18 protein-coding genes are annotated in these 17,023 nt (G+C 49.1%); 9 read left to right on the top strand and 9 right to left on the bottom strand.

Annotated elements, in window-relative coordinates; all coding sequences use genetic code 11:
* Positions 1-10 precede the first annotated feature (10 nt).
* From xylH to xylF, 3 genes are all read right to left on the bottom strand, one after another.
* On the bottom strand, positions 11-1,192 hold the full coding sequence (xylH, locus tag BEB42_RS15660; protein ID WP_000045978.1) for a xylose ABC transporter permease XylH: 1,182 nt from the start codon (positions 1,190-1,192) through the stop codon (positions 11-13).
* Positions 1,170-2,711, bottom strand: a complete 1,542-nt coding sequence (gene xylG / locus BEB42_RS15655; RefSeq protein ID WP_001146488.1) for a D-xylose ABC transporter ATP-binding protein — start codon at positions 2,709-2,711, stop codon at positions 1,170-1,172. The genes xylH and xylG overlap by 23 nt, the downstream gene beginning before the upstream one ends.
* Positions 2,712-2,787: 76 nt before the next feature.
* On the bottom strand, positions 2,788-3,780 hold the full coding sequence (xylF, locus tag BEB42_RS15650; protein ID WP_001296518.1) for a D-xylose ABC transporter substrate-binding protein: 993 nt from the start codon (positions 3,778-3,780) through the stop codon (positions 2,788-2,790).
* A 365-nt stretch (positions 3,781-4,145) separates the two neighbouring features.
* Between xylF and xylA the strand changes: the two genes are divergently transcribed.
* From xylA to yiaA, 4 genes are all read left to right on the top strand, one after another.
* Positions 4,146-5,468 carry a xylose isomerase gene (xylA, locus tag BEB42_RS15645; RefSeq protein WP_001149598.1) on the top strand — a complete coding sequence of 441 codons (1,323 nt, stop codon included), beginning with the start codon at positions 4,146-4,148 and terminating at the stop codon, positions 5,466-5,468.
* Positions 5,469-5,539: 71 nt separating this feature from the next.
* On the top strand, positions 5,540-6,994 hold the full coding sequence (xylB, locus tag BEB42_RS15640; protein ID WP_074496933.1) for a xylulokinase: 1,455 nt from the start codon (positions 5,540-5,542) through the stop codon (positions 6,992-6,994).
* Positions 6,995-7,161: 167 nt separating this feature from the next.
* Positions 7,162-7,503, top strand: coding sequence for an inner membrane protein YiaB (gene yiaB / locus BEB42_RS15635; protein WP_010360977.1), 342 nt, complete (start codon positions 7,162-7,164; stop codon positions 7,501-7,503).
* Between the two features lie 45 nt (positions 7,504-7,548).
* Positions 7,549-7,986: an inner membrane protein YiaA gene (yiaA, locus tag BEB42_RS15630; RefSeq protein ID WP_001296808.1), complete on the top strand. Its 438-nt coding sequence runs from the start codon at positions 7,549-7,551 to the stop codon at positions 7,984-7,986.
* Positions 7,987-8,027: 41 nt separating this feature from the next.
* Here the strand turns inward: yiaA and wecH are convergent, their stop codons facing one another.
* On the bottom strand, positions 8,028-9,023 hold the full coding sequence (gene wecH / locus BEB42_RS15625) for an O-acetyltransferase WecH (protein ID WP_001182666.1): 996 nt from the start codon (positions 9,021-9,023) through the stop codon (positions 8,028-8,030).
* A 174-nt stretch (positions 9,024-9,197) separates the two neighbouring features.
* Here wecH and BEB42_RS15620 point away from each other — a divergent pair, with 174 nt between their 5' ends.
* The 4 genes from BEB42_RS15620 to hokA all read left to right on the top strand — a co-directional run bounded on the left by BEB42_RS15620 (position 9,198) and on the right by hokA (position 13,056).
* The gene (locus tag BEB42_RS15620) at positions 9,198-9,497 is read left to right on the top strand and encodes a YsaB family lipoprotein (protein ID WP_000980156.1); all 300 of its coding nucleotides are present in this window, start codon (positions 9,198-9,200) and stop codon (positions 9,495-9,497) included.
* Between the two features lie 94 nt (positions 9,498-9,591).
* Positions 9,592-10,503, top strand: a complete 912-nt coding sequence (gene glyQ, locus BEB42_RS15615) for a glycine--tRNA ligase subunit alpha (protein WP_001168544.1) — start codon at positions 9,592-9,594, stop codon at positions 10,501-10,503.
* Between the two features lie 9 nt (positions 10,504-10,512).
* Positions 10,513-12,582, top strand: coding sequence for a glycine--tRNA ligase subunit beta (gene glyS, locus BEB42_RS15610; RefSeq protein ID WP_001291786.1), 2,070 nt, complete (start codon positions 10,513-10,515; stop codon positions 12,580-12,582).
* A 321-nt stretch (positions 12,583-12,903) separates the two neighbouring features.
* Complete coding sequence (gene hokA / locus BEB42_RS15605; RefSeq protein WP_001135727.1) at positions 12,904-13,056, top strand: type I toxin-antitoxin system toxin HokA; 153 nt, start codon at positions 12,904-12,906, stop codon at positions 13,054-13,056.
* On the opposite strand, the gene BEB42_RS26735 is transcribed toward hokA, so the two are convergent.
* The 3 genes from BEB42_RS26735 to BEB42_RS15595 all read right to left on the bottom strand — a co-directional run bounded on the left by BEB42_RS26735 (position 13,033) and on the right by BEB42_RS15595 (position 14,028).
* On the bottom strand, positions 13,033-13,104 hold the full coding sequence (locus tag BEB42_RS26735; protein WP_212734940.1) for a hypothetical protein: 72 nt from the start codon (positions 13,102-13,104) through the stop codon (positions 13,033-13,035). The two genes, hokA and BEB42_RS26735, sit on opposite strands and share 24 nt — an antisense overlap.
* Before the next feature lie 140 nt (positions 13,105-13,244).
* Complete coding sequence (cspE, locus tag BEB42_RS15600; RefSeq protein ID WP_000014594.1) at positions 13,245-13,457, bottom strand: transcription antiterminator/RNA stability regulator CspE; 213 nt, start codon at positions 13,455-13,457, stop codon at positions 13,245-13,247.
* Positions 13,458-13,737: 280 nt separating this feature from the next.
* Entirely contained in the window at positions 13,738-14,028 is a 291-nt protein-coding gene (locus BEB42_RS15595; protein WP_000455798.1) for an HTH-type transcriptional regulator, read from the bottom strand.
* A gap of 433 nt (positions 14,029-14,461) precedes the next feature.
* Between BEB42_RS15595 and BEB42_RS15585 the strand changes: the two genes are divergently transcribed.
* On the top strand, positions 14,462-15,172 hold the full coding sequence (locus tag BEB42_RS15585) for a DUF3053 domain-containing protein (protein ID WP_000190516.1): 711 nt from the start codon (positions 14,462-14,464) through the stop codon (positions 15,170-15,172).
* 48 nt (positions 15,173-15,220) lie between these two features.
* Here the strand turns inward: BEB42_RS15585 and ghrB are convergent, their stop codons facing one another.
* Both ghrB and BEB42_RS15575 read right to left on the bottom strand, forming a co-directional pair.
* Positions 15,221-16,195: a glyoxylate/hydroxypyruvate reductase GhrB gene (ghrB, locus tag BEB42_RS15580; RefSeq protein WP_000805005.1), complete on the bottom strand. Its 975-nt coding sequence runs from the start codon at positions 16,193-16,195 to the stop codon at positions 15,221-15,223.
* Between the two features lie 103 nt (positions 16,196-16,298).
* Positions 16,299-16,958, bottom strand: coding sequence for an OmpA family lipoprotein (locus tag BEB42_RS15575; protein WP_000747625.1), 660 nt, complete (start codon positions 16,956-16,958; stop codon positions 16,299-16,301).
* Positions 16,959-17,023 lie beyond the last annotated feature (65 nt).

Here is a 17,023-nt window from a genome sequence, read left to right as displayed (position 1 = left end):
TTTATCAAAATCAAGAACGGCGTTTGGTTGCGGAGTCCATCCATACTGCCAGCAACAGAATCGCACCTTTAACGATATACTGCCAGAAGGTCGGTACATCCATCATACTCATGCCGTTATCCAGTGAAGCCATGATGAATGCCCCCATTACCGCTCCAGCCACGCTCCCGACGCCGCCTGCCAGACTGGTGCCGCCAATCACACATGCTGCAATTGCGTCCAGCTCGGCGATATTTCCCGCAGAAGGTGAACCAGCGCCAAGTCGAGAACTGAGGATTAATCCGGCGATGGCTACCATTAATCCGTTAATAGCGAACACGGCAAGTTTGGTGCGTTCAACGTTAATCCCGGAGAGCCGTGCTGCTTCCAGATTGCCGCCGATGGCATAAATGCGTCTTCCAAATGCCGTCCGCGTTGCCATAAACATTCCGCCGAGTAACAGCAACGTCAGCAGCAGAACAGGAGTGGGAACGCCACGGTAATCATTCAAAAGCCAGATTGCGCCTAAGACGATAATCGCCGTTAATGCCTGGCGGCCGACAACTGCGGTAGAGGCCGGAGACTGCAAACCCAAAGCCTGACGGCGCATTCTTCCGCGCCATTGCCAGCCAACAAAAGCCATTAAGCCAAGCGCGCCAATGATGAAGCCGGTGCTTGCAGGTAGATAGCTTTGCCCAATTTGTGACATCGCGGCACTGGTGGGGGAAACCGTCGTGCCGTTGGTGATGCCAATGAGTATGCCGCGAAATGCCAACATGCCCGCAAGGGTGACAATAAATGAAGGGACTTTGCGGTACGCGACCCACCATCCGTTCCAGGCACCGAGAAGCAGTCCCAGAACCAACGTCACAATGATGGTAAGTGGCAAAGGCCAGCCTAGCCAGACGTCACAAATCGCCGCGACGCCACCTAATAGCCCCATCATTGAGCCGACGGAAAGGTCGATTTCAGCAGAAATTATGACGAACACCATTCCTACCGCGAGGATGCCGGTAATCGCGGTCTGGCGTAACAGGTTGGAGACGTTACGGGCGCTTAAGTAGGCACCATCGGTGGTCCAGGTAAAGAACAGCATGATTGCGATGATAGCTGCAATCATCACGAAGACCTGCAAATTCAGTGACTTCAGCCCGGAAAAGCCACCGGATGTCGGTACGGCCAATTTCACTTCAGACGGATTGCTTTTCGACATGATGTTCGCTCCTCAATGCGGCTTCCATCACCTGCTCCTGAGTCAGGTTATGATTTATCAGGTTGGCTTTTAGTTTCCCTTCATGCATCACCAGTACACGATCGCTAAGGCCGAGCACTTCAGGTAATTCGGAAGAGATGACAATAACGGCAATACCCTGCTGGACGAGTTGGTTAATTAATTTGTAGATCTCGTATTTCGCGCCAATATCGATACCCCTGGTAGGTTCATCAAGAATGAGAATGCGCGGGTTGAGTAACAGACAGCGAGCGAGGATCGCTTTTTGCTGATTGCCGCCGCTCAAACGTCCAATAGCAAGGTCGGGGGACGACGTTTTAACTTTGAGTTGCTGGATTGATTCCAGAATACATTTTTGCTCTGCCGCGTCATCAAGCTGGCTAATACCGCCGGTAAATTTATTGAGTGCGGCGAGGGTAATATTTTTACCAACCGCCATTACCGGAACGATGCCGTCGCGCTTTCTGTCTTCGGGTACCATCGCAATCCCCTGGGCGATGGCTTGCTGACAGTTACGAATATCTACCTGTTTGCCATCAATATAAATTTTTCCTTCCCATTGTCCGGGCCACACGCCAAACAGGCACTGAATGGTCTCGGTACGTCCGGCACCAACGAGTCCGGCAATACCCAGTATTTCGCCACGTTTCAGGGAAAACGAGACATCATTAACTCGTTTAATATGACGATTAACCGGATGCCATGCCGTCAGATGTTCAATACGTAATATTTCATCTCCGGTGGTATGTGGTTCATTAGGGTAAAGCGCGGTTAACTCTCGCCCGACCATCATGGTGATAATATCGTCTTCACTCATTCCGGCAGCATCACGCGTACCAATGTGCTGACCGTCGCGAATAACGCAAATCGTATCGGAAATCGCTTTGACTTCGTTGAGCTTGTGCGAAATATAAATACAGGCGATACCGTGCTGTTGTAGATCGCGAATAATATCCAGTAAAACCGACGTTTCCTGCTCAGTTAATGAGGCTGTCGGCTCATCGAGAATTAACAAGCGCACCTGTTTATTAAGTGCCTTAGCAATTTCAACCAGTTGTTGTTGCCCTAGCCCTAAATCGCCAACGCGGGTATCTGGTGAAATAAGTAAACTGACCTGTGCGAGCAGCTTCTGACAGCGTAGCGTCATCAGATCATAGTCCATAATACCATTGTGGGTTATTTCGTTACCCAGGAAAATATTTTCCAGTACGGTCAATTCTTTCACCAGGGCCAATTCCTGGTGAATGATAGCGATACCTTTGCGTTCGGTATCGCGGATGTGACTCGCCTGAATCTCTTCTCCCGCAAAAATAATGTCGCCTTCGTAGGAGCCATGGGGATAAATACCACACAGCACTTTCATCAGCGTTGATTTACCAGACCCATTTTCCCCGCAGAGTGAGACGATTTCGCCGGCATTCAACCGCAAGCTAACGTTATCAATTGCCTTCACACTGCCGAAGGTTTTGGTAATGTTCTTCATTTCAAGTAGATAAGGCATAACGACTCCACCTAAGCCAATTAATTTACACGGCATGGAGAGAAATCACGCCCCGCTCTGTGCCGGGGCGTAACGCTTACAGCTCGCTCTCTTTGTGGAATCCGTCTTTAACTACCGTATCTTTGATGTTGTTTTTATTCACATCGATCGGTGTCAGCAGGCGGGAGGGAACATCTTTCAGACCATTATTCAGTGTGGTATCTGCTTTTGGTTCCTGACCATTGCCCAACTCAACGGCAATTTCTGCGGCAGTATTTGCCAACAATGTAATAGGTTTATACACCGTCATAGTTTGCGTACCGGCAGCAATACGTTTAATACCTGCGAGATCCGCATCCTGGCCGGATATTGCTACTTTCCCTGATAAACCTTGCGCACTTAATGCCTGAATTGCCCCACCTGCGGTGGCATCGTTTGAGGCAACTACAGCATCAATTTTGTTATTATTGGCGGTTAGCGCGTTTTCCATAATTTTCAATGCGTTTTCCGGTAACCAGCCATCAACCCATTGGTCACCAACGACTTTAATTTTTCCGGAATCAACGTAAGGTTTTAACACTTTCATTTGTCCGGCGCGGAACAGCTTAGCGTTGTTATCTACCGGCGAACCGCCCATCAGGAAGTAATTACCTTGCGGAACAATATCGACCAGGGCTTTTGCCTGCAGTTCACCGACTTTTTCATTATCGAAAGAAATATAAAAATCGATATCCGCATCGTTAATCATACGGTCGTAAGCTAATACTTTAATACCTTCTTGTTTGGCTTCTTTTACAACGTTACTTAATACCTGACCGTTATACGGAATAATGACAAGAACATCGACACCCCGGTTAATCATGTTTTCAATCTGCGACATTTGTGTTTCTTCATTGCCATTTGCAGACTGTACAAATACTTTCGCGCCGAGAGATTCTGCCTTTTTCACAAAGATATCTCGATCTTTTTGCCAGCGTTCAAGACGGAGATCATCAATCGCCATACCTATTTTGACTTCTTTGGCGTGCGCCGCAACGTTGGTAAGCAGAAGTGAGGTGCAAAGGGTGAGTAGAATGTTCTTTATTTTCATGGTGTAGGGCCTTCTGTAGTTAGAGGACAGCTTTAATAAGTAACAATCACCGCGATAAACGTAACCAATTTTTAGCAACTAAACAGGGGAAAACAATTACAGATTTTTATCTTTCGATTACGATTTTTGGTTTATTTCTTGATTTATGACAGAGATCTTACTTTTGTTGCGCAATTGTACTTATTGCATTTTTCTCTTCGAGGAATTACCCAGTTTCATCATCCCATTTTATTTTGCGAGCGAGCGCACACTTGTGAATTATCTCAATAGCAGTGTGAAATAACATAATTGAGCAACTGAAAGGGAGTGCCCAATATTACGACATCATCCATCACCCGCGGCATTACCTGATTATGGAGTTCAATATGCAAGCCTATTTTGACCAGCTCGATCGCGTTCGTTATGAAGGCTCAAAATCCTCTAACCCGTTAGCATTCCGTCACTACAATCCCGACGAACTGGTGTTGGGCAAGCGTATGGAAGAGCACTTGCGTTTTGCCGCCTGCTACTGGCACACCTTCTGCTGGAACGGGGCGGACATGTTTGGTGTGGGGGCGTTTAATCGTCCGTGGCAGCAGCCTGGTGAGGCACTGTCGTTGGCGAAGCGTAAAGCAGATGTCGCATTTGAGTTTTTCCACAAATTACATGTGCCATTTTATTGCTTCCACGATGTGGATGTTTCCCCTGAGGGCGCGTCGTTAAAAGAGTACATCAATAATTTTGCGCAAATGGTTGATGTTCTGGCAGGCAAGCAAGAAGAGAGCGGCGTGAAGCTGCTGTGGGGAACCGCTAACTGCTTTACAAACCCTCGCTACGGCGCGGGCGCAGCGACGAACCCAGATCCTGAAGTCTTCAGTTGGGCGGCGACGCAAGTCGTTACGGCGATGGAAGCAACCCATAAATTGGGCGGTGAAAACTATGTTCTGTGGGGCGGTCGTGAAGGTTACGAAACGCTGTTAAATACCGACTTGCGTCAGGAGCGTGAACAACTGGGCCGCTTTATGCAGATGGTGGTTGAGCATAAACATAAAATCGGTTTCCAGGGCACGTTGCTTATCGAACCGAAACCGCAAGAACCGACCAAACATCAATATGATTACGATGCTGCGACAGTCTATGGCTTCCTGAAACAGTTTGGTCTGGAAAAAGAGATTAAACTGAACATTGAAGCTAACCACGCGACGCTGGCAGGTCACTCTTTCCATCATGAAATTGCCACCGCCATTGCGCTTGGCCTGTTCGGTTCTGTCGACGCCAACCGTGGCGATGCACAACTGGGCTGGGACACCGACCAGTTCCCGAACAGTGTGGAAGAGAATGCGCTGGTGATGTATGAAATTCTCAAAGCAGGCGGTTTCACCACCGGCGGTCTGAACTTCGATGCCAAAGTACGTCGTCAAAGTACTGATAAATATGATCTGTTTTACGGTCATATCGGTGCGATGGATACGATGGCGTTGGCGCTGAAAATTGCAGCGCGCATGATTGAAGATGGCGAGCTGGATAAACGCATCGCGAAGCGTTATTCCGGCTGGAATAGCGAATTAGGCCAGCAAATCCTGAAAGGCCAAATGTCACTGGCAGATTTAGCCAAATATGCTCAGGAACATAATTTGTCTCCGGTGCATCAGAGTGGTCGCCAGGAGCAACTGGAAAATCTGGTAAACCATTATCTGTTCGACAAATAACGGCTAACTGTGCAGTCCGTTGGCCCGGTTATCGGTAGCGATACCGGGCATTTTTTTAAGGAACGATCGATATGTATATCGGGATAGATCTTGGCACCTCGGGCGTAAAAGTTATTTTGCTCAACGAGCAGGGTGAGGTGGTTGCTTCGCAAACGGAAAAGCTGACCGTTTCGCGCCCGCATCCACTCTGGTCGGAACAAGACCCGGAACAGTGGTGGCAGGCAACTGATCGCGCAATGAAAGCTCTGGGCGATCAGCATTCTCTGCAGGACGTTAAAGCATTGGGTATTGCCGGCCAGATGCACGGTGCAACCTTACTGGATGCCCAGCAACGGGTATTACGCCCTGCCATTTTGTGGAACGACGGGCGCTGTGCGCAAGAGTGTACTTTGCTGGAAGCGCGAGTTCCGCAATCACGGGTGATTACCGGTAACCTGATGATGCCCGGATTTACTGCGCCTAAATTGCTATGGGTTCAGCGGCATGAGCCGGAGATATTCCGTCAAATCGACAAAGTATTATTACCGAAAGATTACTTGCGTCTGCGTATGACGGGGGAGTTTGCCAGCGATATGTCTGACGCAGCTGGCACCATGTGGCTGGATGTCGCAAAGCGTGGCTGGAGTGACGTCATGCTGCAGGCTTGCCACTTATCTCGTGACCAGATGCCCGCATTATACGAAGGCAGCGAAATTACTGGTGCTTTGCTACCTGAAGTTGCGAAAGCATGGGGTATGGCGGCAGTGCCAGTTGTCGCAGGCGGTGGTGATAATGCAGCTGGTGCGATTGGTGTGGGAATGGTTGATGCTAATCAGGCAATGTTATCGCTGGGGACGTCGGGGGTCTATTTTGCTGTCAGCGAAGGGTTCTTAAGCAAGCCAGAAAGCGCCGTACACAGCTTTTGCCATGCGCTACCGCAGCGTTGGCATTTAATGTCTGTGATGCTGAGTGCAGCGTCGTGTCTGGATTGGGCCGCGAAATTAACGGGCCTGAACAATGTCCCAGCTTTAATCGCGGCTGCTCAACAGGCTGATGAAAGTGCCGAGCCAGTTTGGTTTCTGCCTTATCTTTCCGGCGAGCGTACACCACACAATAATCCCCAGGCGAAGGGGGTTTTCTTTGGTTTGACTCATCAACATGGCCCCAATGAACTGGCGCGAGCAGTGCTGGAAGGCGTGGGTTATGCGCTGGCAGATGGCATGGATGTCGTGCATGCCTGCGGCATTAAACCGCAAAGTGTTACGTTGATTGGTGGCGGGGCGCGTAGTGAGTACTGGCGTCAGATGCTGGCGGATATCAGCGGTCAGCAACTCGATTACCGCACGGGGGGGGATGTGGGGCCAGCACTGGGCGCAGCAAGGCTGGCGCAGATTGCGGCGAATCCAGAGAAATCGCTCATTGAGTTGTTGCCACAACTGCCGTTAGAACAGTCGCATTTACCAGATGCGCAGCGTTATGCCACTTATCAGCCACGACGTGAAACGTTCCGTCGCCTCTATCAGCAACTTCTGCCATTAATGGCGTAAACGTTATCCCCTGCCTGACCGGGTGGGGGATAATTCACATCTATATATATCAGTAATTAATTAATATTTAGTATGAATTTATTCTGAAATCATTTGTTAATGGCATTTTTCAGTTTTGTCTTTCGTTGGTTACTCGTAATGTATCGCTGGTAGATATGGAGATCGTTATGAAAACCTCAAAGACTGTGGCAAAACTATTATTTGTTGTCGGGGCGCTGGTTTATCTGCTTGGGCTATGGATCTCATGCCCATTGTTAAGTGGAAAAGGCTATTTTCTTGGCGTGTTAATGACGGCAACTTTTGGCAACTATGCATATCTTCGTGCTGAAAAACTCGGGCAACTGGATGATTTTTTTATCCATGTCTGCCAGTTGGTAGCGTTAATCACAATCGGTCTCTTGTTTATCGGTGTTTTAAATGCGCCTATCAATGCTTATGAAATGGTGATTTATCCCATCGCCTTTTTTGTTTGCTTGTTTGGTCAAATGCGTTTGTTTCGCTCGGCATGAGCAACATAAAGCTCTTACACATTCAGGAATGAAAGGAATACTGTGATGGACAACAAAATATCAACCTATTCTCCGGCATTTAGTATTGTGTCATGGATAGCTCTTGTTGGTGGTATCGTTACCTATCTATTAGGGCTATGGAATGCAGAGATGCAGTTAAATGAAAAAGGATATTATTTTGCCGTGCTGGTGCTAGGACTGTTTTCTGCGGCATCTTATCAAAAGACCGTTCGGGACAAGTATGAAGGCATACCGACCACCTCCATTTATTATATGACCTGCCTGACTGTCTTTATTATCTCTGTTGCGTTATTGATGGTAGGTCTGTGGAATGCGACGTTATTACTCAGCGAAAAAGGTTTTTATGGGCTGGCTTTCTTCTTAAGCTTGTTTGGTGCAGTAGCGGTGCAGAAGAATATTCGTGATGCCGGAATAAACCCACCAAAAGAAACACAGGTTACCCAGGAAGAATACAGCGAATAATTCACATAAGCCCGGTCAGTCCAATGTGACCGGGCTTTTATTTAACTCACTAGTCTGTTTCTGTCGATTCGTTGTACCAGCATAGAAAGTAACAAACTCGCTGCCAACGTCGCGCAAAAGATCCAAATAATATCGAGTATTGGCCAGTTTTTAAGCTCAATCCCCCGGGTACGCAGTGCATGGATAATCAAGGCGTGGAATCCGTATATACCCAACGAATGGCGGGAGATTAAGCCAAGTCCGCGAATGGTACGCGTATCCAGCATGTTTTTAACCAGAGTCAATAGCGTGATTGCGCAGATAAAAACCATCGGCCCACAGTAAAGATACCAGGTATCGGCAAAATTTCCGCGCCACTGCAATTCATATAATGTCCCGCGAGAGATAATAAAAACCCCCGTCGCAAACAGTGCGGCGCACACCCACGACAGTGCTTTATGCTGTGTGTCCATCATGCCAACGGCGCGCCCCAACATGCCATACAGGATGTAGTAAAAAGTATCGCCATTGATATATAAGTTAATTGGCAGCCATTCAAAACCGTCAATTTTCTGCGGCACTGTGTTTGGGTTAGCGATAATACCAATCACCACCATTAGTACCAGCAACATTTTTCCGCCGACGTTCTTCACCTGAATCAGCGGTGAAACCAGATAAATCACCGCAATCGCGAAGAAAAACCATAAGTGGTAAAACACTGGCTTTTGCAGCAGGTTTTTCAGCGCTAACTCCACATTGATGGAGGTAAACAGCGCAATGTAGAGCAGTGCGATTGCGCTATAAAAAAGCAGACATAAGCCGATACGTAAGAAATGGCGCGGCTGGGCGCTGCGTTCGCCAAAAAAGAGATAGCCGGAAATCATGAAAAATAGCGGCACGCTGACACGAGAGGCAGAATTCAGAACATTGGCGATATCCCAGGTGACGGGGCTAACACTATGAGCATTGGTCACATACCAGGTAGTGGTGTGAATCATCACCACCATTAAACACGCTATACCTCGCAGGTTATCAATCCAGTAAATTTTGGGCTGCATCTGTGTCTCTGTATCTGGTTAAAAAAAGTCTGACCGATAAATCATTCGGTTGGCGCACTGGAATAATCTGAGTTTTATCACTACAGCTTATAGAGGCTTAAGGAAATTCGTAAGATATCAGCCACTATACCGATATAAATAATAAGACTCACCTGCAAACCAGACGGTAATTTAATGATGATGAACTCTTTCTTTCTGGCAATGGCGCTTGTAGTGTTAGTGGGATGCTCGACACCGCCACCCGTGCAGAAAGCACAACGGGTAAAGGTTGATCCTCTGCGTTCGTTGAATATGGAAGCGTTATGCAAGGATCAGGCGGCAAAACGTTATAACACCGGCGAGCAAAAAATCGACGTCACCGCCTTCGAACAGTTCCAGGGAAGCTACGAAATGCGCGGTTATACCTTCCGGAAAGAGCAGTTTGTCTGTTCTTTTGACGCGGATGGCCATTTTTTGCATCTTTCCATGCGTTAAGCCCTGCTTTTTCCCGTTTCGTACTGTATATCTTCCATCCAGCGGGTATACTGATCCCTTCCTTTAAATCCACACGTATCCAGCACGAAATAATATGCAAAAGTTTGATACCAGGACCTTCCAGGGCTTGATCCTGACCTTACAGGATTACTGGGCTCGCCAGGGCTGCACCATTGTTCAACCATTGGACATGGAAGTCGGCGCGGGAACCTCTCACCCAATGACCTGTCTGCGCGCGCTGGGGCCAGAACCGATGGCGGCTGCTTATGTTCAGCCTTCTCGTCGCCCGACCGATGGTCGCTACGGCGAAAACCCCAACCGCTTACAGCACTACTATCAGTTCCAGGTGGTCATTAAGCCATCGCCGGACAATATTCAGGAGCTGTACCTCGGTTCCCTGAAAGAGCTGGGCATGGATCCGACTATCCACGATATCCGTTTCGTGGAAGATAACTGGGAAAACCCGACTTTGGGTGCCTGGGGGCTGGGCTGGGAAGTGTGGCTGAACGGCATGGAAGTGACGCAGTTCACTTACTTCCAGCAGGTTGGTGGTCTGGAGTGTAAACCGGTTACCGGCGAGATCACCTACGGTCTGGAACGTCTGGCCATGTACATTCAGGGCGTAGACAGCGTTTACGACCTGGTCTGGAGCGACGGTCCGCTGGGTAAAACCACCTACGGCGACGTGTTCCATCAGAACGAAGTGGAGCAGTCCACTTACAACTTCGAATACGCGGATGTGGACTTCCTGTTCACCTGCTTCGAGCAATACGAGAAAGAAGCGCAGCAGCTGCTGGCGCTGGAAAATCCGCTGCCGTTGCCAGCCTACGAGCGTATTCTGAAAGCCGCCCACAGCTTCAACCTGCTGGATGCGCGTAAAGCCATCTCCGTCACTGAGCGTCAGCGCTATATTCTGCGCATTCGCACCCTGACCAAAGCAGTGGCAGAAGCATACTACGCTTCCCGTGAAGCCCTCGGCTTCCCGATGTGCAACAAAGATAAGTAAGAGGCGGCTATGTCTGAGAAAACTTTTCTGGTGGAAATCGGCACTGAAGAGCTGCCACCAAAAGCACTGCGCAGCCTGGCTGAGTCCTTTGCTGCGAACTTTACTGCGGAGCTGGATAACGCTGGCCTCGCACACGGCACCGTTCAATGGTTTGCTGCTCCGCGTCGTCTGGCGCTGAAAGTAGCTAACCTGGCGGAAGCGCAACCGGATCGTGAAATCGAAAAACGTGGCCCGGCAATTGCTCAGGCGTTCGATGCTGAAGGTAAACCGAGTAAAGCGGCAGAAGGTTGGGCGCGTGGTTGCGGTATTACCGTTGACCAGGCTGAGCGTCTGACTACCGATAAAGGCGAATGGCTGCTGTATCGCGCCCACGTGAAGGGCGAAAGCACTGAAGCACTGCTGCCGAATATGGTCGCCACTTCGCTGGCGAAGCTGCCGATCCCGAAACTGATGCGTTGGGGCGCAAGCGACGTGCACTTCGTGCGTCCGGTTCACACCGTGACCCTGCTGCTGGGCGACAAAGTCATTCCGGCAACCATTCTGGGCATTCAGTCCGATCGCGTGATTCGCGGCCACCGCTTTATGGGCGAGCCGGAATTTACTATCGACAATGCCGATCAGTATCCGGAAATTCTGCGCGAGCGCGGGAAAGTTATCGCCGATTACGAAGAACGTAAGGCGAAGATTAAAGCCGATGCCGAAGAAGCCGCGCGTAAGATTGGCGGTAACGCTGACTTAAGCGAAAGCCTGTTGGAAGAAGTCGCTTCGCTGGTGGAATGGCCGGTTGTGCTGACCGCAAAATTCGAAGAGAAATTCCTCGCGGTGCCGTCTGAAGCGCTGGTTTACACCATGAAAGGTGACCAGAAATACTTCCCGGTGTATGCGAACGACGGCAAACTGCTGCCGAACTTTATCTTCGTTGCCAATATCGAATCGAAAGATCCGCAGCAAATTATCTCTGGTAACGAGAAAGTCGTTCGTCCACGTCTGGCGGATGCCGAGTTCTTCTTCAACACCGACCGTAAAAAACGTCTGGAAGATAATCTGCCGCGCCTGCAAACCGTGTTGTTCCAGCAACAGCTGGGTACACTACGCGACAAAACTGACCGCATCCAGGCGCTGGCTGGCTGGATTGCTGAACAGATTGGCGCTGACGTTAACCACGCAACCCGTGCGGGCCTGCTGTCTAAGTGTGACCTGATGACTAACATGGTCTTCGAGTTCACCGACACTCAGGGCGTTATGGGTATGCACTACGCGCGTCACGATGGTGAAGCGGAAGATGTCGCAGTGGCGCTGAACGAGCAGTATCAGCCGCGCTTTGCCGGTGATGACCTGCCGTCTAACCCGGTAGCCTGTGCGCTGGCGATAGCTGACAAGATGGATACTCTGGCGGGTATCTTCGGTATCGGCCAGCATCCGAAAGGCGACAAAGACCCGTTTGCGTTGCGTCGTGCCGCACTTGGCGTGCTGCGTATTATCGTTGAGAAGAACCTCAATCTTGACCTGCAAACCCTGACCGAAGAAGCAGTGCGTCTGTATGGCGATAAGCTGACTAATGCCAACGTGGTTGATGATGTTATCGACTTTATGCTCGGTCGCTTCCGCGCCTGGTATCAGGACGAAGGTTACACCGTTGACACCATCCAGGCGGTACTGGCGCGTCGTCCGACTCGTCCGGCTGATTTCGATGCCCGAATGAAAGCGGTATCGCACTTCCGTACCCTGGATGCAGCTGCAGCACTGGCGGCGGCGAACAAGCGTGTATCTAACATTCTGGCGAAATCTGACGAAGTGCTGAGCGACCGCGTGAATGCCTCTACTCTGAAAGAGCCGGAAGAAATTAAACTGGCGATGCAGGTTGTGGTGCTACGTGACAAGCTAGAGCCGTACTTTGCTGAAGGTCGTTACCAGGATGCGCTGGTCGAACTGGCTGAGCTGCGTGAACCGGTTGATGCCTTCTTCGATAAAGTGATGGTCATGGTTGATGACAAAGAATTGCGAATCAACCGTCTTACCATGCTGGAGAAACTGCGCGAATTATTCCTGCGAGTTGCGGATATTTCGCTGTTGCAGTAATAACGTCGTTATTAAAAAGCCTGCCATCTGGCAGGCTTTTTTATCGCTAAATAATAGAGCAACCTTTAATAATCTTCTGATGAATAAAGATTGTCTCATATATTAATTTTATGAGATTTTTTTAGGATTATATCAAGGAGAAGAAAAGAACTTATTAAGCTAGAATAGCTGCGGGTGCTTGAGACTGTTTGTCTCAGGTATTCACCGAAAGGCAGACAGAGAAAAGCCCCACCTGACTATAAATCAAAGTGAGGCTACCCTATGCCTGAACACCATAAGGTTAGCCTCTTACTCGTTAGAAATCAACACAGGAGGCTGGGAATGCCGCAGAAATATAGATTACTTTCTTTAATAGTGATTTGTTGCACGCTTTTATTTTTCACCTGGATGATAAGAGATTCACTGTGTGAATTGCATATTAAACAGGGGAGTTATGAGCTGGCGGCATTTTTAGCCTGCAATTTGAAAGAGTAAGAGTCTTCGGCGGGAAGTTATTCCCGCCTTTCTTACGGCGTTGCGCATTCTCATTGCACCCAAATTTATTCTTCACAAAAATAATAATAGATTTTATTACGCGAACGATTATTTATTTCCTGAATAAACAAATAAAAAAATCCCCGCCATTTGGCAGGGATCTTAGATTCTGTGCTTTTAAGCAGAGATTACAGGCTGGTTACGTTACCAGCTGCCGGGCCTTTAGCGCCGCTTTCGATGGTGAAGGACACTTTCTGACCTTCGTCCAGAGATTTGTAACCATCGTTCTGGATAGCAGAGAAGTGTACGAACACGTCTTTAGAGCCATCGTCAGGAGTGATGAAGCCGAAGCCTTTGTCAGCGTTGAACCATTTTACGATACCAGTCATTTTACCGGACATAGTGTATTACCTTTAATAATTAAGTGTGCCTTTCGGCGATATGGCGTGCTTTACAGATTTTGAAGCGTTAAAGGAATGTGCACTACGAGGGGTATCAACGATAACTCTTGAAGGGACTTGCCTTACTACACTGCTTTAATGGTCTGTACGTCAAACCGTTGATGTGCATTAAGCCACGCATTGGCGGGTGATGCAACAATTATTTTTCATATTTATGATTAATCGGTTGGAAAACGGTCCTGTCATCAGGACCGTAAACAGCAATAAAGTGGATAAAAGTCTATTCCATCAACTGCTTACTTAACGCTGGGTTAGCTTGAATCAGACGCATCAATTTTAGTTCGGCACTTGAAGGCTTAACGCGTCGGGATTCCCATTCCTTTACCATGGCGACGGAAACGCCCAAAACCCGAGCGAAATCATCGATTTTTAACCCCGTACCTTTACGTAACTGCTCAATCTCGGTACAGGACGTTGTTCTATGCGTCAGAGTAATCTTCTGCGTTTCATCTTTAAAAACAATCTGTTCCAGGCTGCTCAACAGCTCATGCATGGGATCTTTATATTCCATTGAAAACTCCTCAAATCACACTGCGGGATCGTGAATTGCATCGAAGCTCATTAAGAATAGTCGGGAAAAGCAGACACAGCGGGAGTAAGGCAGGGCATGCTCTGCCTGTGATTCGATTCAGCCTGACACTTAGCGTGACTTATAGCGACCTAACGATCTGATAAATGCCGATATATCTTTTACCACTCCGGGATTGTAAAGATTTCGAAAATATGGCGTTCTGTAAAGACGTAAATCTCTGGCTAGAAAAAAGGCAACTGCAATGTCATTTTTTATCAATGAAACAACAAATTAACCTTGTTTCGTTTTCTCCATTATTTTACCAGGAAGATTACGTAGAAAGGGTATCCTGCAAGCCTGTCCTGGACTATCCTTGTCACGTCAGACACGCGTGTGTCGTTGTGCGCTTTTTTTGGGTGAAAGGAGTAAGAAAATGGCGACAGGAAAGTCCTGCTCTCGCTGGTTTGCGCCTCTTGCGGCGTTATTAATGGTAGTTAGCCTGAGTGGGTGTTTTGATAAAGAAGGCGATCAGCGTAAAGCGTTTATCGACTTCCTGCAGAATACAGTGATGCGTAGCGGTGAACGTCTACCAACCCTGACTGCCGATCAGAAAAAACAGTTTGGTCCTTTTGTCTCTGATTACGCGATTCTGTATGGTTATTCACAGCAGGTGAATCAGGCGATGGATTCCGGTCTGCGCCCGGTTGTAGACAGCGTTAACGCAATTCGCGTACCGCAGGATTACGTTACGCAAAGCGGCCCACTGCGTGAAATGAACGGTTCTCTGGGTGTGCTGGCGCAACAGCTGCAAAATGCGAAGTTGCAGGCCGATGCTGCGCACTCTGCGCTAAAACAGAGCGATGACCTGAAACCGGTCTTTGATCAGGCATTCACCAAAGTGGTAACGACGCCAGCTGATGCTTTGCAACCGTTGATTCCGGCGGCACAAACTTTCACGCAACAACTGGTGATGGTTGGAGATTACATTGCTCAGCAAGGTACTCAGGTGAGTTTTGTCGCAAATGGCATCCAGTTCCCGACTTCGCAGCAGGCAAGTGAATATAACAAACTGATTGCGCCATTACCGGCACAGCATCAGGCGTTTAATCAGGCCTGGACTACAGCAGTCACTGCAACCCAATAAAGAGTAAAAGCCCGAGCGATTATCGGGCTTTACTTCCCGCAGTCGCGGTTATTCCGCGACGTGCGGATTCACACAGTTCTTCTCAACTTTTCCCTGTAACGCATTAATCAAATTATCCACGGCGCAGGCGGCCATGCCATAACGCGTCTCATGAGTGGCTGAACCAATATGCGGTACCGCGACGACATTTGCCATTGAGAGCAACGGCGAATCTACAGACAGTGGCTCTTGTTCGAATACATCCAGCCCGGCAGCGTGAATTTCCCCTTTCTGCAATGCTGCAATCAGTGCATTTTCGTCAACCACTGGACCACGTCCGGCATTAATGAAAATGGCGGAGGATTTCATTTTGGCGAATTGTTCTGCGCCAAACAGATGATGCGTTTCATCAGTTAACGGCAGGATCAGGCAAACGAAATCTGACTCTTGTAACAGTGTATCCAAATCGCAGTAGCGGGCGTTGAAGCGTTCTTCTGCTTCTTTATGGTGGCGGCGCGCGTTATAGAGGATGGGCATATTGAAGCCAAAGTGCGCACGTTGTGCCAGCGCCATGCCGATCCGTCCCATCCCGATAATGCCCAGTGTTTTATGGTGAACGTCAGTGCCGTACCAGTCCGGGCCTATGCTCGCGGTCCATTCGCCTGCTTTTACCCGTTCTGCTACCTCCACAACCCGACGAGCGGTAGACAACACCAGCGCCATCAGCGTATCGGCGACGGTTTCCGTTAATACGGTTGGCGTGTGCATCAGCAGGATTTTTCGAGCATTAAGGGCATCGACATCAAAATTGTCATAGCCTACGGAGATCGTTGATGTGGCCCGCAGTTTCGGCATTTTTTCCAGCAATGCGGCATCAACATTCTCATTTGAACCCAGTAAACCTTCAGCTTCGGCAAAAATTGCTGCATTTTGTTCGATGGTTTGTGGGCTGAGGTTTGCCACCTGATGAACGGTGAAATGCTCTTGCAGGCGTTGCAGTAAATCATCAGGTAAGGCTTTGTAGAGGATAACGGACGGCTTCATTCTTCTCTCCATTCACTGATAAGGCGATCACCTTAGCCTGAAATATGATGAAGGAAAACTGAAGAATGCCAGGTGATTTTTGCATCACCTGGCATGAAAGGGATTACAGCGGGCTTAAGGTAATTTCTACACGGCGGTTTTGCGCCTTACCTTCTGCGGTGCTGTTGCTGGCGATTGGGTTAGCCGGGCCAAGGCCCTGAGTACGGATGCGGCTGGCGTCCACGCCCTGGGTGATCAACGCGCTGGCAACGGAATCCGCACGCTGCTGGGAGAGACGCATGTTCAGGTCGTGACCACCCGTGCTGTCGGTATAACCAATCACGTTAACCGCCGTTTTCGGATACTCTTTCAGCACCATTGCCACGCCGGTTAGGGTGTTAGCGCCTGCCGGTTTCAGGGTCGCGCTGCTGCTGTCGAAGGTTACATTGTTCGGCATATTGAGGATAATGTTATCCCCGCTGCGGGTTACGCTAACACCAGTGCCGCGCATTTTGTCACGTAGCTTCGCTTCCTGCACATCCATGTAATAACCAACGCCGCCGCCCAGAGCTGCACCCGCTGCTGCGCCAATCAGCGCGCCTTTACCGCGATCTTTCTTCGAAGAAGAGAGCGCACCAATACCCGCGCCAACGAGAGAGCCCAGACCTGCACCGATAGCAGATTTACCTGCTTCGCGTTCACCTGTGTAAGGGTTAGTGGTGCAGCCAGATACCGCCAGAGCGCCACTCACTACGGCGGCAATAAGATAAACACGTTTCTTCATTGTTAATCCTTAATAACCTTTTTATTCTTTGCCACGGGTTCCGTGGCGGGAGATTATGCCGCGTG

The sequence above is a fragment of the Escherichia sp. MOD1-EC5990 genome (assembly GCF_002965285.1).
In the GTDB taxonomy this organism is placed as follows: domain Bacteria; phylum Pseudomonadota; class Gammaproteobacteria; order Enterobacterales; family Enterobacteriaceae; genus Escherichia; species Escherichia coli_F.
This window is presented reverse-complemented; position numbering and strand designations above follow the sequence as displayed.